This is a genomic window from Pseudomonas sp., assembly GCF_036404235.1.
In the GTDB taxonomy this organism is placed as follows: Bacteria; Pseudomonadota; Gammaproteobacteria; order Pseudomonadales; family Pseudomonadaceae; genus Aquipseudomonas.
Window position 1 is genome coordinate 1 of record NZ_DASWOT010000028.1, and the last position, 18,073, is coordinate 18,073.

Sequence of the window (18,073 nt, forward strand, 5' to 3'; positions counted from 1 at the left end):
TGGATTTGAACCGTGCCGAGCCTGCGTTGATCGCGCGCATTCCCGGCATCGGCATCCGCACCACCAAACGCCTGATCGAACTGCGTCGACAACGGCGCATTCGCTACGAAGACCTGACGCGCCTGCGCTGCGTACTGGCCAAGGCCCGCCCGTTTATCATCACCTGCGATTACCACCCACGACAGGCCGATACCACCAGCCTGTTGCTGCGTGAGCAACTGCGTGATCGCCCGCAGCCGCAACAACTGGGGTTATGGGGATGATCAGCCTCGACTGCGACGACCTGTTCGACACGTGGCGCCAACAGGCGCGCTGGCTGCTCAGCCATCAGATCGACCCGGATCAAGTGAGTTGGAGCGTACGCGACGACGCCGACCTGTTTGCCACCGACAGTCATTATCCCGAACAATCTGGCCCATTTCAGGCGCGCATTCCGTTGACGCTACTGGAACTGTTGAAAAACGCTGGGCAATATCGTGGCGAGCAGCGCTGGAGCCTGTTGTATGAGGTGCTGTGGCGGGTCAGTCATGGCGACCGCACCGCGATGCTGGCAGGTGACAAGCTGGGCAGCGAACTGCATCGACGGCTCAAGCAAGTCAGTCGCGAAGCTCATCACCTGCATGCGTTCTTGCGTTTCGTGGCGTTACCGCAGGACGCCAATGTTGAAGATGAATCCGCCAAAGCGGCCATGCTCGACACCTCCACCCTGCCGCAATACGTCGCCTGGCACGAACCGGCCCATGACATTCTGCACAGCGCCAGCGAGCACTTCATCGGACGCATGGGACGCCATCGCTGGATGATCGCCACGCCGCAAGACGGGGTGTTCTATGACGGCGAACAATTAATCCATCGCAGGCAATGTCCAGACGCCTGGCGGCAACTGGCAAAAAACGCTGACGACCCGCACGGCCAACTGTGGCTCACCTACTACAGTCATATCTTCAACCCGGCCCGGCTGAACCCCAAAGTGATGCAAGGTCACTTGCCCGCGCGCTTCTGGAAGAACCTCCCGGAAGGGCCATTGATCCCGGCGCTGATCAGCGAAGCCCGCACCGGCAAACAACGTGACGGCCAAGCCAGCCAGATCGCCTCAAGGCCCGGCAAAAAAATCCGCGGCGACAAGCAAGTTCAGGACGCTCACAAGGTTGTCCGCCCGCTCCCTCACACCAATGCTGACAACCTGACGTCTGCCGCCAGCACCCGCGCAAGCTGACCGTCGGCCGCGAAGATCGGCACCGAGACAGTAATGCAGAACGCGTCCGTGGCTGAAGATCGATACACCGGCGTGATGTAGCTGCTCAGATTTTTCGCTACTTCACGAAACCACGGGCGTTGCGCCCAGTTTTTGCCCTTGCAGGTCGGGGCTTTTGCGTCCACCTCTGCGCCAACGTTCTCGCTGATCTGCACGCCATTTTTATCGACCATGTAAAGCAGCTCGAAACGCGCATCGCGTTGCAAAACGCTGCGCATGAAGCGCTCGGCGCCGGCAACGTCACCGTGAATCGCCGCATCAGCCGCCAGTTGTTCGACACTGATCTGCACGGCTTTGTGAATCTGCAAACGAAAACCGCCCAACCCAGACAGCAAATGGTCGCCACTCTTGCGGACTGCGTCGCTGTGGGTGAGCACCTGACCGGCCTTGCCCAGCAGATCGGCGGCGACACCGGCAATATTCTGTACGTCACGGTTGATCGCATGCACGGCAATACCGATGTGCTCGGTACCGGCTGCGATATGGCCGACCCGCTGATCCAATTGATCCATGGCCGCCTGAGTGCTGAGTAAGTCCTGGCCCATGCGAGTCATGCCATCGCGACCGTCAGCAACAGCATGGTGCATCGACTGTCCGGCATGCCCGAGCAGGTCCATGTCGGCACGAAAGCGGTCGATGATCTGGCTGACCTTGGCCGTCGATTCAGTGGTGTGGCCGGCCAAACGCCGGACTTCATCGGCGACAACGGCGAAACCCCGACCATGCTCGCCCGCCCGTGCGGCTTCGATGGCGGCGTTCAGGGCCAGCAGGTTGGTCTGTTGCGAGATGCTGGCAATGACGCCGAGCACCTGGCTGACCTCCTCCAGTTGCCCGAACAATTGCCCGATGACCTCTTCAAGTTTCAGCTCGCTGGCGCCGATGGCATCGACCTGAACCAACACTTCGTTGCCGGTGCGCTGGCATTGGCTCAAGGTCACAGCCACTTCTTTGGATAGCTTGGCCACCTGCGCGGCGCCGGGCACCAACTCGGTATCGAGCGTGGTGCTGACTTCTTCGCTGGCACTGGCGATCAACTCGGAAGCCTGCGCCAGCATCTGACCGCTTTTTTCGGTCTCACTGGCAATTCGTGCGAGTTCCGGCGCATGCGCGGCAATGTCGACCGACGCCGTGAGGCTTTCGCCAATACGCTGGTGAAGGTTTTTGCTGAACTGATTCAAACGAGCATTCAACGGTGGCTGCTCGGACAGTTGCACCGTGAGATCCAGATCGTCGAACAACAGGTTCAGAGCATCTTCGTCCTGAGCCCTGCGTTTATTGGCGCGCAATGAAAACATACCGGCATCTCTCCCTATGAAGACTTCAACATGCTGCAAGCAGAGTGCCATCATTCAGTGCATGCAAAAAAGCGTCTACGGCCCGGCACTGCGTCCGTAAATAGACGGTTTGAGGCATTAGAGGGTTTGAGGTGTTTGTTTTTGGTGCGTCCGGTGCCATTTGTGAGCGCAGACCTGTCCGAAAACACAGGCCGTTTTACGCATAAGGCAGACTTCGGATTCCCCCTATGCGCAATGATGACTGCATTTGAACGTTCCGGCGTGACGCCAATATCATCATGGAGGTGGACGGCCTTGCGGTGCTGATGAACGCCGTGCGTGCCGGGCATGCGGCAACGCTTCAACAGGGAGCGGCTTTCCAGTCACGAGTCGACCTCTGTGTGCTGAAAACGCATTTTATGTAGTTAGGTAAAAAAATCACTACATAACGATTGACGAAGCCTCTTTTCGCTTGCATAGTTCAACCGTCTCCCCGATCGGGAGAGCTGGTAAAGGTATTCTGAGTGCGTTCGGCAAGCCGTCGAACAGCTCCTTGATGTGTGCTGCCCACAAGGCAGATTGATGAAGCTGAACCGGCAGAATCGTCCAACCTAGGCCGAGAAGCGCTGGCGAAACGTCCTCATGATACTTGTGGTCGACCCATCAATTCGCCAGTGTCCTCATGACGTCCGCTACTTCCCCCCTTCGTACCGAACCTGCTCGTAATCATCCTCCATCAACAGTGCATCGACCTGGCTCAGACCCGGTTCTGTGTATCGACGGACCTTGTTTATCGGCAACTGGCAATGCTGAATCGGCAGACCGATTCACCCGAAAGTATGAACTAACCAGATGGATTAACACGCGGTCAAAGGGGTACTAAAAATGAACCTGAACAATCAACCAACCATTGATCAACTGGCTCAACTGTTTGCAGCACGCAAAGACTCCCTCGACAGCCATATCCTGTGGGTCTGTGAGAAAGGCGACGTCCATATGGACCGTCTGGGTATCTTCACCGCAGAGCAAGAGTTCGACCAGGAACATCCGCACATGCGTGCGCGCTTGAAGATGTACCGCAAAGGCCAAGGCTACGTCGGCAAAAAAGCGGCCGCAGACAAGGATTTCCTTGGTCGGGTGCTGCAAACCCTGAGCAGTGAATGGGGTACAGCACAACGAGAGCCTGGCGTGCGGGTCATCGACAAACTTTGCTAAGCACCAAAGCGTGTCGCCGATAGTCCAAAAGACTCGGATTATCGGCGACACCATGATCGATGGCATGCAATCCTCGACTCCGATTCCCTGAGCACTCCGAAAGATCGCCCTCCCCCTAAGTTCGGACGTTTACTGCGGGTGCTCGCTGGCCCTGATGGGTTCTGCGGGTCAGCACCTCAATCGCTTACACGCGCTAACAGCCCCCTGTAAGGTTACTTGCATTGCGCGAAACAACAGCGCTGCACCGGAGCGACTTCACCGGCATGGCCGATTTGAAAACGGCTATCGGCCAACTTATCGAAGCTCATAACGCGCACTCGGCATCCCCCTTTAAATGGACAAAATGGCTGAGGTCATCATCGGTAGTTCGGTATACAAAGCAAAGTTGAGTGCGACACAAAATAAATTAATGGACTAACCGCTCAGTCCACTAGCGCTTCACGCGCAGTGGCCGGAATGGCTACGACAAACGTTTTCATTTCGTCCTTTCAGCTCGTATGTGTGGGCGCATACAAGGGTGAGTGGGAGCAGGTGCATCTGATTCTACTTGCATTTTTTATGTACTAAGTGCCTGTCCAAGAGCGCCGCGGATCTGAAGAGGAGTACACGTATGATCTTTACATTCTAGGTAATTCAGTTTCTCTAATTATCGGAGCTTTATGCGGCATTTATCTACTTTAGTCGAACGTATAATGTCGCAGGTCATCTTTAGAATGGACGTTCAAGCTTCTCGCGTGTGAAGGCGGCGTATGCACCTCGCCATAGCTGTTCAAACTGCTGATTGATGACACGCTAGGTTGCGATTGAGGTCCGGGGCGCTGAGCCAAGACGCAATTGCTCGGTCCAAGATAACAATGTGTCGCCTTGGGCACCCCTCACCAGCGAGAGGCGATTGATTAGCTTCACGATAAAACACCGGGCAGATGCTCGTTATTAGATGACCCGAATGCAGTGGAGCAGAGCAACACTCGTTCATTGCAACAACACATAACAAACACACCTTGGGGCAAGTATGAGAAGCAGAAAAATGTCGGCCGCGTGGGCGCTGACGAGCTTAACTGTGGGTCTTGGCCTGACAACCACAGCTCGGGCGGATTTTATCGATGACAGCAAATTGTCGCTGGGTACGCGAAATTTCTTTTTTAACTCTGACAACCACTCCGGCGGGGCAGATCAGAAAGAATGGGCCCAATCGTTCAAGCTCGACTACATCTCAGGGTTCACTGAAGGCACCGTCGGTTTTGGGTTGGACCTGCAAGGCATGGTCGGTGTCCATCTCGACGGTGGCAAAGGGTACCATCCCGCAGTCAACAGCTTTACTCCTAGCAAAGGAGACGGATCGGCAGAATCAACATGGGCCAGCGCTGGCGCCACAGCCAAGGCACGTTTCTCTAAATCCGAAATTCGCTATGGCAACACCCTGACCCCGAACCTGCCGATCTTGGTGGCCAACGATGGGCGTCTGCAACCGCAGACATTCGATGGGGGGATGATCACATCCAAAGAAATCGATAACCTGACCCTGACCGGGGGCCAGATCGAGGGCGTCAAGGGTCGAGCCTCGACCAACAGCACCGGTCTATCGGTAACCGGCGCCACGCGTGACAGCAATAAATTTCTGTTTTCCGGTGGCGAATGGAAGGTGAACAAAGACCTGACCCTCCAGTACTACTATGCCAACCTGGAAAACTTCTACTCGCAGAATTTCCTGGGGCTGGTGCATGTACTGCCAATAACCAACGACTCTTCGTTTAAAACTGATCTGCGTTACTTCAAGAGCACCTCAGACGGGCGCAATGGTGAGACGGGCTACGCGTTCAACAATAATGGTGGCTACGCCAAAAATCCCGGCAAGGTAGACAACACCACCTGGAGCACAATGTTCACCTATACGTTAGGCAATCAGTCGCTGATGCTGGGCAGAACAGAGGTTTCTAATGACGGTGGCTTCGTCTGGAACAGTGAAGCCAACGTGGTCAACAAATACGGCAAAAACGAAAGCCAAGGTGGCATCAGTTTCTACCTGTTCAACGACGCCACCGTCGGAAGCTTCGCCCGTGCAGGTGAGAACACGAATTTCGGCCAGTACAGCTATAACTTTTCCGGTGTCGGATTCCCCGGTTTGAAGGCATCGATCAGTTACTTGCGAGGCGAAGATATCAAGGCGGCAGACGGTCGCGGATCCGATCAACACGAGTCGGAGATTGATACTCGCATCGACTATCTGGTGCAGACCGGCCCATTAAAAGGCTTCGGTACTACCCTGCGTCACGGCACCTACCAGGGGGGAAGCACTGGTATTGCTGATCAGGATCAGACCCGACTGTTCTTCAACTACACCTACAACTTCCTCTGATCTGGCATCGGATCTTGCGGCTCTGAAGTCCATGTGGCGACGTAGGGTCCTGCAACATAGCGTGGAGCGCGGCCATCATGGAACGCTCCATGCTTCAGCGCGGAGGCAGTCTGTAAGCGTCCTCTGATCTTAGCTTTTCAGCAGAGCTGTATCTGGAGGCTGGAGTTATTATCGCGCCACGCCTGAAGCGAACTTCCACGGACCATGACATCGTTCCCGACGATCATCGAGATATCGTTGCCTGCACATTGAGGCTCGATGAACGATGCTGATGATAGTGTTCGTCAGGCTCTCCTCCGACCGGTGTTCCCGGCACTGCCATCCGTCGTGGCGCCTCGAAGGAACTGATCGAGCGTGTCAGCTGCTTTTAGAACACTCGAAACCTTGCTGGGGGCCTACAACCCAATGATTACCTGCGAATTGACTTATGGGGCGACCAGTAACGGAGATTGTCCGCTGTCCGCCAATGCCTGGGCCACCAGTCCATTGGCTTTCTGCCGCTCGATAAAGCCGCTGACATAAGCCGCTGCAGCAGTACATTGAATCGGCACTGCCATGGCTTGACGAATCGCGGTGAAGTGCCCGTCCAGCACGCGATAATGACCATCAGCTGCGGCGGCTTTTTCCAACGGTTGACGCACACCCGCTGCGGCATCCAGCTTCTGTTCGATGAACAGATCAACGGCGGCGGCCGAGGTGTCTGCACGCACCAGTTCGGCGTGCTGCAAAGTACGACTCAGGTACAGGTCATACGCTGCGCCCTTGCCTACGGCGATTCGCAGCCCCGCCCGGTCGAGGTCGGCCACGTCCTTAAGCTTCGAATCAGCGTCCACCAGGTAAGTCCCTTCGATAATCACATAGGGCGCGCTGAAAGCGATTTCCTGTTCGCGCACCGGCTCGATGGCGAGAAACGCAAGGGTCCATTGTCCACCTGCCAATGCGGCGAAAACCTTGCCGGCTGCATCATAGGTGATCATCTGCAGTTCGACACCGAGCTCCCTCGCCAGGGCTTTGGCGAGGGCAACTGAAACACCCTGCGGTTGCCCGTCTGCGCCCAACTGAGCGAGCACCGGATTACCAAGGTTGATGGCGGCATTGAGAATACCCTTGGGAGCAAGTTCGATGAGGGCGGTTGCGGGGATGATAGGCATGACAGGTTCCAAGGGAAGTAGAAATGGCGCTCGATCCTGCCACAAAAGATATGTTTGAACATTATTCGAACTCACGTAGGAGTACTCATCCAAGACAACGGGTGTGAGTGCCGACTGGTCCGCCTGAAAAGCCTTGTCGTTATCGTTGGTGTAGGCATAATCGCGTCCTACGCGTCATTAGTGAGTAATCTGGTTTTGAAACGTGCTACATCTTGCTCAGGCAGCATGGCCAGCAGCTGTGCCAATGGCTCGGTGCGCCGCGCCTCGCGTCGATTGGGGCAGATTTATGACGAGGCGTTCGTGACGTGCGGCCTGAAGGCCACGCAATACTCGCTGCTGTCACATATCGCCCGCGGCGGCGAGCCGAAGATGCGTGACCTGGCGCAATCGTTGGTGATGGATCTATCGGCGTTGGGCCACAGCCTCAAACCGCTGGTGCGTGATGGTCTGGTACGGGTGTTGGTAGACGAGGTGGATCGCCGTAGCCGACGCGTATCGCTCACCGAAGCCGGTCAGCAGAAATACCTGGAAGCCCGCAAGATATCCGAGCACGTGGCGTGCATTTTCGACAAAACCTTCGGTGTCGAAGAGGCGGCGAGATTACGAACGGCCTTGGATTTTATCGCTTCAGAAGCATTCGCCAAATCATTGCTCGATGAGCTTGCGGCGACCGTCAACTGAAATCGACACACCTGATCCCTTACCTGGGCTCAGGATCATCTTCGGGCTCCGGAAACAAAGTGTCGATACGCTGCCTATTGCCACGGCGCACGGGCGCCATCGCTGCTGACTCAGCCAGTTTGGTTGCCATTTCCCAGTGCCGCGCCTGCTGGCCCTCGGGCTTGCCTTCGGTTTCCCAAATAGCCTGCGCCAACTGACGAATAGTGTCCTCATCAATGTTCATCCCCACTCCCCCTTCGGACCACTGCATAGCTGCCCGGCATCAAATAAACACCGTGACAACTCTTTGTGACAATGCATTACCGGGAAAGTACGATCTGGTATTGCGCATCTGGGCTATCAAGCGCCGTGCAGATAAGAGATCGCTGCGACAGCGTGATGTGTAGACCGCAAAGATCAAGAGGGTATTTAGTGGGCAGCAGAGATCATCAAACGTCCACCGACGAGGCCTGCCTGCTGGGCGACTTCAAGCCTGGAGTAACTGCGATCGTATTCGCGCCACACCGGTGAAATTCGATCATCGCCTTTGTGTGTCACTACATCAATCGTCCACGGCGCTGCTGCTCCAGCGCGGTAGGCGTTGACAGTAATCTGGAAAGCGCCTTCAACGAAGTCGCGAGAATGGTAGGTGCTTAGCATGACTTGCTCCTTGCTGCACGATCCCAGGAAACCTGAGAGGTAGGACAGCCAACATTGAACCAGGTCATGTTTCCACGGCCACCTTCATGGGAGGACGTGATAGGCCTTTCGTTCATCGTGAAACGGTTGTCGGTCGGATTAACGCTGAAAATCGGCATTAGGGGATTTAAGGCGCTTTGCGCGTCTCAGAATTTAACCCGCTCATTAGACGGGGCATTCTCGATATATTGCCCAAGGGCGCCACTGAAATCAGCATGATAATGTTCCGAACCCAGCGCCTGGAGTACTCCTGCCCTTTCTAGCTTGCCAAGAACTTTCTCGTTGGCCTCGCACAGCTTTACAACAATATTACGCTTGCGCAGCTGCTCAATAACTTCGAGCAACGTTTGTAACCCTGTTATGTCCATGAACGGTACTCGTCTAAGACGAATAATCAATATTCCTGGGTCTGTGTGCGTCTGCTCTAAAACACGCTCGAAGGTTTCTGCGGCGCCAAAAAAGAGCGGCCCTTCAATGGTATACACCAAAACGCCAGGTGGAAGATGAACGTGCCCATTTATCCGCAATTCAACTTCGAGCTCTTTATCGACCATCTGCTGCACCTCGACAGAAGACGCCATCCGACGCATGAATTGCAACATGGCGAGAATCACACCGATGTTTACAGCGATGGTCAGATCAGTAAAAACGGTAAGAATAAAAGTAATGAGTAATATAGCGACATCCGCCTTTGGGGCTCGCTGGACCATGCGCTTGAAGTGTTTCAACTCGCTCATGTTGTAAGCGACGACAAACAGGATCGCCGCCAACGTACACAATGGAATATCCGAGGCGACCGGCGCCAGGAAAGAAATCAATAAAACCAATGTCAATGCATGGACAAGACCCGCAATTGGACTGGTTCCGCCGTTACGAATGTTGGTTGCTGTGCGCGCGATTGCGCCGGTCGCAGCAAAGCCACCAAACAATGGCGTGACAATGTTAGCGATACCTTGGCCGATCAATTCCTGATTGGAGTCATGCTTGGTACCCGCCATGCCATCGGCGACAACAGCAGACAATAATGACTCGATGGCTCCCAGCATCGCAATTGCGAACGCCGGGCCGATCAGTTCGATCACCTGCGGCAGGGTTATTTCAGGCAGGCTGAACTCTGGCAGCCCTTGGGGAATTCCCCCAAAAGCACTGCCGATCGTTGCAACACCGGCAAACTGAAAACAAGACTGGATTGCTGTTACAACGACCATCGCGACCAAGGGTCCCGGCACACGTCTTATGCCGGGTATTTTGGGCGCCGCCACGACCAACGCCAGGCTCAAAAGCGCTAATAACGTTGTAGCCATATGAAGATTGGGGAGCGCCTGAAGCAGATGCCAGAGCTGTTGATGGAAATGCTCGCCACCGGCTTTCGGCAAACCGAAAAAGTCTTTCCATTGCCCCACCCAAATGATCACACCAATACCGGCAGTGAATCCGACAATTACCGGGTCAGGGATGAATTTGATGAGTGCGCCAAGCTTGGTGACACCGAGCAATAACAGGATGACCCCTGCCATCATCGTTGCTATCTGCAAGCCATCTATACCGTATTTGGCGGTTACACCCGCCAAAATAACGATAAATGCCCCTGTCGGCCCGGCAATCTGCAGACGGCTGCCACCAAAGACAGACACCAGCACACAGCCAATAATGGCGGTGTAAATACCTTGTTCAGGCTTGACCCCTGACGCGATGGCAAACGCCATGGCCAAGGGCAGCGCAACAACGCCAACGATGACGCCAGAGATGATATTTCGAAGCCAGTGTTCGGGCCTTAACAGGCCTGCCTTCCATGCTTCTCGTATCGCAATCATGACTAGCCTCTCTTTAGCGGCATGTGCATAATATTCACGTGAAGTGATAATAGTAAAGCGATTGAATCTCCCCTGGCACATTAAAAACCGGTGCGCAGAGCCTCTCTAACCATGCTCATGGACAGAATGAGTCCATGCTCGGATATCCGCATGAAACATGAAGACGTCAAAACCAAACACGGCGAAGGCATGCACTTCGACACGCATGTAATAGCCAATCCGGCCAATACCAACGAATGGATTATTCTGTTCAAAAAAGACGCCGGAAGAAGTTATTTTCTGGTCAATGAAAACGAAGAAATCCAGTCATTCAAATGCCTGGATGATCTTATCCATGAGCTTCGGGATATAGGCATGAAGTCTGCTGAAGTTCATTTCTGATGATGCGCCTTCTAGTGTTTGAACATGTTCGCAAGTGTCAATGCCTCTCGGCCCCACGCACAGGCTTCATCCCCATCATAGTCAGGGTCGCTGACCAGAACTGATCGGCATGCGACGTTATGGCACAACACTCTTGCGGGTGTAACGCCTGATGAACAGAGATGGCTTGATCGAGAGGCCCTGCGATATCCGATGCGCATCATCAGCGGGCTTTGCGGGTCTCATACTCTTGAAATAAGGGTGAACGAATGCCGATTAAATATGCCAGGAGCCTTACTGCGCGAAGGCGCACGACAGAAGCAAACCGGCATCTTGGGTTTGCGTTGGCGTTCGTAGCCGGGGCGATTAATGCCGGTGGCTTCCTGGCGGTGCATCAGTACACCTCGCACATGACAGGCATTGTCTCTTCAATGGCCGACAACTCAGTGCTGGGCGCCTATGATCTGGTGCTCAGTGGTATCGGTGCCTTGTTATCCTTTCTGATGGGGGCCGGGTGTTCAGCGGTCATGGTCAACTATTCCCGCCGCAGAAGGATGCACAGCGAATTTGCGATACCACTGCTGTTCGAAGCCTTCCTCCTCATCTGCTTTGGCTTTCTAGGTGCGCGATTGTCCACTGTGGGAGGCTTGTTCGTTTCAGTAACGGTGATGCTGTTGTGCTTCATCATGGGACTGCAAAACGCGGTTATCACCAAAATATCAAGAGCCGAAATCCGCACAACGCACATAACCGGCATCATCACCGACATCGGTATTGAGTTAGGAAAACTGTTCTATTGGAATGCCGCCAAGTCATCGGCTCGGCCAAAAGTTCTCGCGAATCGGCCCCGACTCAAGATATTGATATTGCTGGCGCTGAATTTCTTCTTTGGTGGTGTGGTGGGCGCATTTGGATTCAAGCACATTGGCTACATCTCGACGGTACCGCTTGCGCTGGTCCTGGTGACACTGGCGATAGTTCCAGCCTTTGATGACGCAAGGCTTTTTGTACGCCGTGCCATGCGAAAATAAGCAATAAAATGCTTCGGACCGAAGAAGCCTGGTGCTTGCTTGGGCGCGGTTGCTCATTGGTAAGCAGCCGTTTCTGACCTGGCAGTACGACCTCAACAATGATCCGAAAAACCAAACGCCCTCCCCTATACCCACCTAAAACCACCTCGATATGTAACGCTCTCGCGTTCATTGTCCGCAGGTCTCTAGAACTAAAGGCTTACCCGTTACGGCACATTAGATTAACGCCGTATGTTAATCTGATGCGCGCTATCGATGAAGCAAACGGCGTACAGGTGGAACACAACACACTGTTACGACGACAGATATCAAGATGGTCAAGGCTGATCGCCAGACTTGTGACGGCAGTCTCAATGACTAAATCAATACAGCAGGCTGATAAAGCGCTGTTAAGGAAGAGACCATGAGCAAAACAATCGCAATCATCAAAGGCGACGGCATTGGCCCCGAGATCATGCAAGCGACGTTGCGTGTACTCGACGCCCTTGACTGCAATCTGAAGTACGACTTCGTTGAGGCCGGTTTGGAGGCCTTGCAGCAGCATGGGCAGCTAATGCCACCTTCATCCATCGAGACAATCGCTAAGCACGGTGTCGCGCTCAAGGGCCCACTGACGACACCGATTGGTCGTGGCTTCTCCTCTATCAATGTTCATCTTCGCCGCCATTTCGATCTGTACGCAAACGTGCGCCCAGCCATCAGTTTTCCTGGGACCCGCTCGCGCTTTGACGATATCGACATCATCACTGTCCGCGAAAACACTGAAGGCGCTTATCTGCCAGAAGGGCAAACTATTTCCGAAGATGGCGAAGTCGCTCTGGCGACCATTCGCGTCACCCGTACAGCTTCGCAACGCATCGTACGTTATGCGTTCGAACTGGCTCGCAGCAAAGGCCGCAAAAAAGTTACAGCGGTGCATAAGGCAAACATTATCAAAACCTGCTCTGGCCTGTTTCTTGAGGTAGCGCGCGAGGTTGCTGCGGACTATCCGGAAATCGAATTCCAGGAAATGATCGTTGATAACGCTTGCATGCAGTTGGTAATGAACCCCCATCAATTCGATGTCATTGTCACAACCAACTTGTTTGGCGACATTCTCTCGGATCTGTGCGCAGGCCTTGTAGGTGGGTTAGGTTTGGCGCCAGGTTCGAATATCGGTGCCGATGCAGCCATTTTCGAAGCGGTTCATGGTTCAGCGCCTGACATCGCCGGCAAGAACCTCGCTAACCCTTGTGCCCTTTTGTTAGCTGCTGCGGACATGCTTGATTACTTGGGCATGGTAGACAAAGGGACGCAAATTCGAACAGCTATTCGCGTAGTCCTGGAAACTTCGCGCAGCCAAGTGACCCCGGATATGGGGGGCAGTGGCACAACCGAATCTTTTGCCGACGCCTTGGTCGCCTATCTGCGTAACTAAACCCGACGCCAGGTAAAGTTTCTTAAAGATCGCCAATCCAACCAGGATTGGCGATCTTTTTGCAGACCTTACAGGTTGCCCAGCACTGTCAGCACCAAGGGATCAAAACCTAGAGCCCTCGTTTCACTTTAAATTGTTGTAGACAGCACTCAACGCTCTGACTCCAGCCGTCATGTTGCTCAAAGCTGGCTTCCAACAGCTCCTTTGCCCCCCCTTTTTGCAACTCTTTTCTTTCAGGTTGGCACACCGTTCGCTACCGCTCACCTAACAGCGAGAGTGCGCAACGGAATCCCTTAGAGGACAGTCGCGAATAGTCCGACGTTCGGCGCACGCGCCAATTCATTTAGGCAATAGGCCATCATTTACACCGGATTTGTTTGCCCTATGCTGGCCTTTTGAATCTAGCTGGGACCCGTTTAATGGATAGGCTGAACAAAGTCGAAATCGAGCACTCCCTCAGCGCCCTGCTGGCTGACTGCAAGGTTGAATGCACGTTAAACGCTGACGGTACCGCTTCGCTGATGGTAGAAGGCCCGCAAGGCGAAGTTTTCGCTGTGACCGGATTAGTCAGAAGTACCTATCACGGGCAGTCAGGTCTAAAACGATTGGCCGAACAAATTTTCGAAGATATCGAATTGGCTCGCCAGGGTTTGCTGCCGCAGCGTGCATTGCCGCATCACTCTGAAGCCGATCTGGAGATAAAAATCGTCCTCTGACAGCTACGATCGACAGTCCCTGGGGGCTCATTCGCTTTCCAGCGAACCTCCCTGGTCCGCTGAGTAGCAACCCCCGTGGATCATGGGTGATCCATGAATGCCCCAGGAGATAAACATGCGAGAAGAGCAAACCCAATTCCCTTATGTGCTGATCACCGAGAATACCGAGATCGTGCTAAAGGCTGATGATTTCGCACTTGATGGCGTCCAGAGCGGATTTGGCGTTTTCACGTTCCGTTCCGAAAGCCAGTTTGGAGAGATATTTAACGCGTTAAGGGAGACCAGCGATGGATTTGCCTTGGTGCAAGCCCACTACAGCAGCTTCCACGGCGACGCAAATTTCTCCAGAGTGTTCAACCACCTCATTTAGGAAGTGAGCATCCATCAGGAACAATCCAGGCTTATTCCTCGGCAGCTTGAATAGGCGAAGAGCATATCAGGCAGACGCAGGGTCTCTGTCTCTGCGCCAGGCACATTTAGATTGTCGTAAGGGGTTGCCTCTTCAATTGAATGCCTTGAATGTCGAGACGATCCAGATCAGCCTGGACAGGCTGATACGCCTGTTCTGGAAGAGCAAGCTCGCGCAGCTCGTCATGAAGCACTAGCTGCAGTTGATCATGCGTCAGCGAAAAAGCCTGGTCAGGGAGCCAATGATGTTTCTGAATGACATGAAGTTGCGCCGGCTTCAGCCCTGCGAGGGGCTCCCATTCGGTTGCACAAGCGTGTCTCTTGAGCTCACAAAAACAAAACAGAAGATAGTGGGGAAGAGCCTTGAGAAGCGCGTCTTTCTGCATCTCTCGACTGACCAGCGCATGTGGCCCCTGACCGCCAGACTGCCCTGCCATTTCCAGCCGTCTCGACCATACAGCACCGTAATCAACGTAACTCATATGTCCGACCTCCCCAGCATTTTCGTGTGAAGACAAAAGGCTACCACGGATGTGCCGGACACCTGCAACGCCTAAATGGTACGCATCAAAAAATGACTGATGTCACGCTGGGCCTCTTGGGCCGTTCGATAGCCCGTTGTCGGTATCCATTCGGTTTTCAAACTCCGGAACACCCGCTCCATCGGCACAGCCCCAGCATTTTTCCCGGCGACTCATGCTCTGGCGCATGCGATAACGCCACAGCCGCTGGCGAAATAAACAACTCGCATACTGCGCCCCTTGATCCGAGTGAAACAGAAGACCCTGAGGTCTTCCGCGCTGTTCATAGGCCATGTCCAGAGCCTTGATAACCAACTCGGCGTCTGGTTTTTCCGACAGTGCCCCACCCACTACACGACGTGCGCAAAGATCCAACACAACAGCTAGGTAATGCCATTTTCCCTGAGCCCAGATGTAAGTTATGTCGCCGCACCAGACCTGATTGGGCGCCGGGACATCGAACTCTCGATTCAACGTATTCGGGATATCCAGTCGTTCAACTGTCGCTCGTTTATAGGCATGAGAACCTGATTGTTTGCTCACAAACTCAAGCTCGTGCATCAAGCTGCGTACCTTGAACCGGCCCAGCTCCTCACCATCTTCACGCATCATCGACAAGAGACCGAAGCCTCTTTTTAAGTCTGAACAAACCTCCACAGCTTGCCGTGGAGGTTTGCCAGGCATGGGGATCGCGGCCTTAAACCCCGTTGATGCGGTACACACCGATATCGACTTATTCCATACCATCCCCATCGATCAAACCCAGGAAGATGTAGCCATCTCAACCAGCCGTATTCGCCCGGCTGGATTTTGAAGGACGGTGTCGTGCGGTAATAAGTCGATTTCTTTCATATCCTTCAGTTGCAGGCCCTGGCCCTGCTTGACCAGGCCTGACTCATTGAGTCGCCACATGCCAGGGTTGTGAATGATGATGATTTGGCCGTCATCAGTGCCCTGCGTTGATGCACTTAGATCAGAAGCGATAAAAATAGCCGAACCCAGCACCGTACTGGGTGCTCTTTTCAACCAATGGACTGTCTTGGATACCCCCTCCCATTAGGGTGGCGCCCAGGTCAACGAACACCGAGTGATTAAGCGCCGGGCGCCAATCCATACGTATGCCGGCCTCGGTATTGACTGTTGAAGCACCCTGATAGCCTGGGCGCCCAGCAATCACTTCATCCGCTGTAACGCCGTAGTAGTAATCCACATAGTTGCTGTCCACCCATTCGGCGGCCAATCGCGGTGTAACGCCGAAGGCTCCCGCAGCGAATCGACGATCAATCTGCAGTTTTGCCCGAGATCCTTTGCTATTATTCATGGCGTCTGTAAGAACTTCGGCTGACAGCCTGACCCACTCTGTTCTCCAGGTGGCAACGCCACCTACCCAGAAACTGCTATCGCGATCACTCATGCCTCGAAGAAAAGGCGAGTCACCTGATTCATAGCCTTCGCTGATGTATTTCCCGCGCAGACGGAACGTCACAGGCCCTACTGATGGCAGCTTCACGTCGACACCAGAACCGAATACATGAACATATTCGCCCTCGTAGGTCACCATAGGAAAGCCGCGGACTTTGTCGTCAAAATCACGATAGACCCGATAGTTCATACCGCCTGCAAACCCGATGCCCCACTTTGAGTCGCTGATATCAGTTTCCGACCGGCCCTCACCAGATGACTGGGCCGTGGTGTCTGTGGTCTGCGCAAACGCAGACGTCATGGGCAGGCCACCGGCAGCAAGGATGACCAGGGTCGCCGGTAAGGTGCGAACGAGCTTGAATGAAACTTCCGAGAAAGCACGTGATGACATGGTCGAATCGTCCGAAGAAGGCTACTGGAAAGGCCCGGCCGGAGATCGGCAGGCGCCACAAAGCACTCATTTAAACATTAATGACCGAATGGTCATTAAGCGAAAACTCTACTACCGAACGATCGGTCAGTAAACACCCATTTAAAACCAGATATTGCCGGCAACACCCCAGGCCAGCGCCCTGACTCACTGCCGACTTCAATGGTTGAACAAGTTGTTGACACGCCGCTTGCGGCAAAGAGGGCCTGCTGGGTGCGCAGTCGCCACTACCGCAGGTAACACTAGGTTTTTGATTTAATGAGGAAAAGCTAGGCGCTTCGACCGCGCATAGGCGAGACATTCAGCCGCAAACTTTGCTACAAATGCGGTGCCGTCAATGCTGGAGAGTCTGCGCAATTGCGAATTGCCGGATGAGGGGGATGTCGGTTACGACTTTGATCCTGAACAACGTAGCGTTGCCGTCGCCTTGGGCAACACGATCGATCAGCTCTTCTGATGCGGCTGCCAGTCAAAGGAAAACAAGGGCATTCGACTGTTAGCGTGCAGACATTTGGTCGCTCACTCGCAGCGCCCCGCTAATCATTGCTGCTGGGGCGCAACAACAAGGCCAATAATTTGCGGTGTGAGTTCTTGACCGCTTGTATTTCGTGTTGCGCTTTATCCTTGCCCATAACCATTTGTGCCACTGCCGCATAAACCACTGGCGCCATCACAAGGCTGAAATGGTCCGTCAAAGGGCTGGACTTCACGATGCCGTCCGCCACATAGCCATCGATAAGCGCCTGGCGATCCATACGACCATGCATGTCCTTGGCCTCCCACTTCGCCAGCAAGTGCGGCACACGATGACCTTCGGTAATAAGAAGCCTGGCAATCGCAATCGTATCGTCGGTAAGCCCGCTGTAGGCAAAGTCGATAAGGAGCTCGATAAGGTCATCAGCACTGGTGAGATTCTGCAACTGCCCCCAATTACGCTCCGAACGGCTCATCAATTGCTCAAGGAGCGTTTCGAACATGTCGTCTTTGCTAGCGAAATGAACATAGACATTCGCCTTCGAGATTCCCGCCCTCTCGGCAATCTTGGCAATACTGGCGCCGGTGAAGCCCAGAGCACTGAACTCAATCAGCGCCGCGTCGAGAATTTGCTGGCGACGAACTTCGGGGAGCAGACGCGTCCTTTTCTTTTTTGGTTCAGGCTGGAGTTCGAGCGCTGTCGGATTTTTTTTCTTCATGCTGCCGTGTCGTGTAAGAGTCAGACCGTCGTGCAGAGCGTGTCGACGGCGTTTTTTAGCTGTATGCGAGTGCCCCCTCGCGCCGCACTTAATCAAGGTTGCGGACCATTGATAACGAACACACGCGTAACGCTATACACCGTGCGAACCC

17 protein-coding genes and 5 pseudogenes are annotated in these 18,073 nt (G+C 54.1%); 11 read left to right on the forward strand and 11 right to left on the reverse strand.

Translation table 11 applies throughout. The features are described 5' to 3' along the window. A pseudogene (locus VGC62_RS03795) lies at nt 1-263 on the forward strand (biotin synthase); the annotation flags it as partial. Then, a complete protein-coding gene (locus VGC62_RS03800) occupies nt 254-1,216 on the forward strand; it encodes a TIGR03915 family putative DNA repair protein (protein WP_331185739.1) in 963 nt (320 codons plus the stop codon). The pseudogene VGC62_RS03795 and the gene VGC62_RS03800, both read left to right, overlap by 10 nt. On the opposite strand, the gene VGC62_RS27575 is transcribed toward VGC62_RS03800, so the two are convergent. Together VGC62_RS27575 and VGC62_RS27580 are read right to left on the reverse strand one after the other, a co-directional pair. After that, a complete protein-coding gene (locus VGC62_RS27575) occupies nt 1,165-1,473 on the reverse strand; it encodes a PDC sensor domain-containing protein (RefSeq protein ID WP_414705740.1) in 309 nt (102 codons plus the stop codon). The genes VGC62_RS03800 and VGC62_RS27575 overlap by 52 nt on opposite strands. A 249-nt stretch (nt 1,474-1,722) precedes the next feature. Next, a pseudogene (locus tag VGC62_RS27580) lies at nt 1,723-2,067 on the reverse strand (methyl-accepting chemotaxis protein); the annotation flags it as partial. 717 nt (nt 2,068-2,784) lie between these two features. Between VGC62_RS27580 and VGC62_RS03810 the strand changes: the two are divergent. The 3 genes and pseudogenes from VGC62_RS03810 to VGC62_RS03825 all read left to right on the forward strand — a co-directional run. Beyond that, nucleotides 2,785-2,906: pseudogene (locus VGC62_RS03810) on the forward strand (LysR family transcriptional regulator); the annotation flags it as partial. A gap of 508 nt (nt 2,907-3,414) precedes the next feature. Continuing rightward, on the forward strand, nt 3,415-3,744 hold the full coding sequence (locus VGC62_RS03815; protein WP_331185741.1) for a hypothetical protein: 330 nt from the start codon (nt 3,415-3,417) through the stop codon (nt 3,742-3,744). Between the two features lie 1,027 nt (nt 3,745-4,771). Continuing rightward, nucleotides 4,772-6,100 carry an OprD family outer membrane porin gene (locus tag VGC62_RS03825; RefSeq protein WP_331185742.1) on the forward strand — a complete coding sequence of 443 codons (1,329 nt, stop codon included), beginning with the start codon at nt 4,772-4,774 and terminating at the stop codon, nt 6,098-6,100. A gap of 425 nt (nt 6,101-6,525) precedes the next feature. On the opposite strand, the gene VGC62_RS03830 is transcribed toward VGC62_RS03825, so the two are convergent. Continuing rightward, nucleotides 6,526-7,251: an ABC transporter substrate-binding protein gene (locus VGC62_RS03830; RefSeq protein WP_331185743.1), complete on the reverse strand. Its 726-nt coding sequence runs from the start codon at nt 7,249-7,251 to the stop codon at nt 6,526-6,528. Nucleotides 7,252-7,476: 225 nt separating this feature from the next. On the opposite strand from VGC62_RS03830, the gene VGC62_RS03835 reads away from it, so the two are divergent. Then, nucleotides 7,477-7,932: a MarR family winged helix-turn-helix transcriptional regulator gene (locus VGC62_RS03835; protein WP_331185744.1), complete on the forward strand. Its 456-nt coding sequence runs from the start codon at nt 7,477-7,479 to the stop codon at nt 7,930-7,932. Between the two features lie 91 nt (nt 7,933-8,023). Here VGC62_RS03835 and VGC62_RS03840 read toward each other — a convergent pair. The 3 genes and pseudogenes from VGC62_RS03840 to VGC62_RS03850 all read right to left on the reverse strand — a co-directional run. Then, a pseudogene (locus VGC62_RS03840) lies at nt 8,024-8,155 on the reverse strand (DUF2934 domain-containing protein); the annotation flags it as partial. A gap of 185 nt (nt 8,156-8,340) precedes the next feature. Then, nucleotides 8,341-8,571: a hypothetical protein gene (locus VGC62_RS03845; protein WP_331185745.1), complete on the reverse strand. Its 231-nt coding sequence runs from the start codon at nt 8,569-8,571 to the stop codon at nt 8,341-8,343. Nucleotides 8,572-8,756: 185 nt separating this feature from the next. Beyond that, a complete protein-coding gene (locus tag VGC62_RS03850) occupies nt 8,757-10,424 on the reverse strand; it encodes a SulP family inorganic anion transporter (protein WP_331185746.1) in 1,668 nt (555 codons plus the stop codon). 150 nt (nt 10,425-10,574) lie between these two features. Here VGC62_RS03850 and VGC62_RS03855 point away from each other — a divergent pair, with 150 nt between their 5' ends. The 5 genes from VGC62_RS03855 (at nt 10,575) to VGC62_RS03875 (ending at nt 14,318) form a co-directional block, all read left to right on the forward strand. Further along, complete coding sequence (locus VGC62_RS03855) at nt 10,575-10,805, forward strand: hypothetical protein (RefSeq protein ID WP_331185747.1); 231 nt, start codon at nt 10,575-10,577, stop codon at nt 10,803-10,805. Nucleotides 10,806-11,053: 248 nt separating this feature from the next. After that, the gene (locus VGC62_RS03860; RefSeq protein WP_331185748.1) at nt 11,054-11,815 is read left to right on the forward strand and encodes a YoaK family protein; all 762 of its coding nucleotides are present in this window, start codon (nt 11,054-11,056) and stop codon (nt 11,813-11,815) included. A gap of 403 nt (nt 11,816-12,218) precedes the next feature. After that, nucleotides 12,219-13,232 (forward strand): isocitrate dehydrogenase, encoded by a 1,014-nt coding sequence (locus VGC62_RS03865; protein ID WP_331185749.1) that lies wholly within the window; start codon nt 12,219-12,221, stop codon nt 13,230-13,232. A gap of 419 nt (nt 13,233-13,651) precedes the next feature. Next, on the forward strand, nt 13,652-13,948 hold the full coding sequence (locus tag VGC62_RS03870) for a hypothetical protein (protein WP_331185750.1): 297 nt from the start codon (nt 13,652-13,654) through the stop codon (nt 13,946-13,948). Nucleotides 13,949-14,063: 115 nt separating this feature from the next. Next, complete coding sequence (locus VGC62_RS03875) at nt 14,064-14,318, forward strand: hypothetical protein (RefSeq protein WP_331185751.1); 255 nt, start codon at nt 14,064-14,066, stop codon at nt 14,316-14,318. A gap of 106 nt (nt 14,319-14,424) precedes the next feature. On the opposite strand, the gene VGC62_RS03880 is transcribed toward VGC62_RS03875, so the two are convergent. From VGC62_RS03880 to VGC62_RS03900, 5 genes and pseudogenes are all read right to left on the reverse strand, one after another. Continuing rightward, nucleotides 14,425-14,838, reverse strand: a complete 414-nt coding sequence (locus VGC62_RS03880; RefSeq protein ID WP_331185752.1) for a hypothetical protein — start codon at nt 14,836-14,838, stop codon at nt 14,425-14,427. Between the two features lie 83 nt (nt 14,839-14,921). Beyond that, nucleotides 14,922-15,498: pseudogene (locus VGC62_RS03885) on the reverse strand (IS3 family transposase); the annotation flags it as partial. Between the two features lie 135 nt (nt 15,499-15,633). Further along, entirely contained in the window at nt 15,634-15,882 is a 249-nt protein-coding gene (locus VGC62_RS03890; protein ID WP_331185769.1) for a hypothetical protein, read from the reverse strand. Then, nucleotides 15,851-16,690, reverse strand: a complete 840-nt coding sequence (locus VGC62_RS03895) for a MipA/OmpV family protein (protein ID WP_331185753.1) — start codon at nt 16,688-16,690, stop codon at nt 15,851-15,853. The genes VGC62_RS03890 and VGC62_RS03895 overlap by 32 nt, the downstream gene beginning before the upstream one ends. A gap of 575 nt (nt 16,691-17,265) precedes the next feature. Continuing rightward, nucleotides 17,266-17,922: a TetR/AcrR family transcriptional regulator gene (locus VGC62_RS03900; protein ID WP_331185754.1), complete on the reverse strand. Its 657-nt coding sequence runs from the start codon at nt 17,920-17,922 to the stop codon at nt 17,266-17,268. Between the last annotated feature and the right edge of the window lie 151 nt (nt 17,923-18,073).

What these genes read in the sequence shown, in the direction of transcription:
- VGC62_RS03800 (WP_331185739.1), top strand. Translation starts at nt 254, where the DNA reads ATGGGGATGATCAGCCTCGACTGCGACGACCTGTTCGACACGTGGCGC.
- VGC62_RS27575 (WP_414705740.1), bottom strand. Translation starts at nt 1,473, where the DNA reads ATGCGCAGCGTTTTGCAACGCGATGCGCGTTTCGAGCTGCTTTACATG.
- VGC62_RS03815 (WP_331185741.1), top strand. Translation starts at nt 3,415, where the DNA reads ATGAACCTGAACAATCAACCAACCATTGATCAACTGGCTCAACTGTTT.
- VGC62_RS03825 (WP_331185742.1), top strand. Translation starts at nt 4,772, where the DNA reads ATGTCGGCCGCGTGGGCGCTGACGAGCTTAACTGTGGGTCTTGGCCTG.
- VGC62_RS03830 (WP_331185743.1), bottom strand. Translation starts at nt 7,251, where the DNA reads ATGCCTATCATCCCCGCAACCGCCCTCATCGAACTTGCTCCCAAGGGT.
- VGC62_RS03835 (WP_331185744.1), top strand. Translation starts at nt 7,477, where the DNA reads ATGGCCAGCAGCTGTGCCAATGGCTCGGTGCGCCGCGCCTCGCGTCGA.
- VGC62_RS03845 (WP_331185745.1), bottom strand. Translation starts at nt 8,571, where the DNA reads ATGCTAAGCACCTACCATTCTCGCGACTTCGTTGAAGGCGCTTTCCAG.
- VGC62_RS03850 (WP_331185746.1), bottom strand. Translation starts at nt 10,424, where the DNA reads ATGATTGCGATACGAGAAGCATGGAAGGCAGGCCTGTTAAGGCCCGAA.
- VGC62_RS03855 (WP_331185747.1), top strand. Translation starts at nt 10,575, where the DNA reads ATGAAACATGAAGACGTCAAAACCAAACACGGCGAAGGCATGCACTTC.
- VGC62_RS03860 (WP_331185748.1), top strand. Translation starts at nt 11,054, where the DNA reads ATGCCGATTAAATATGCCAGGAGCCTTACTGCGCGAAGGCGCACGACA.
- VGC62_RS03865 (WP_331185749.1), top strand. Translation starts at nt 12,219, where the DNA reads ATGAGCAAAACAATCGCAATCATCAAAGGCGACGGCATTGGCCCCGAG.
- VGC62_RS03870 (WP_331185750.1), top strand. Translation starts at nt 13,652, where the DNA reads ATGGATAGGCTGAACAAAGTCGAAATCGAGCACTCCCTCAGCGCCCTG.
- VGC62_RS03875 (WP_331185751.1), top strand. Translation starts at nt 14,064, where the DNA reads ATGCGAGAAGAGCAAACCCAATTCCCTTATGTGCTGATCACCGAGAAT.
- VGC62_RS03880 (WP_331185752.1), bottom strand. Translation starts at nt 14,838, where the DNA reads ATGAGTTACGTTGATTACGGTGCTGTATGGTCGAGACGGCTGGAAATG.
- VGC62_RS03895 (WP_331185753.1), bottom strand. Translation starts at nt 16,690, where the DNA reads ATGTCATCACGTGCTTTCTCGGAAGTTTCATTCAAGCTCGTTCGCACC.
- VGC62_RS03900 (WP_331185754.1), bottom strand. Translation starts at nt 17,922, where the DNA reads ATGAAGAAAAAAAATCCGACAGCGCTCGAACTCCAGCCTGAACCAAAA.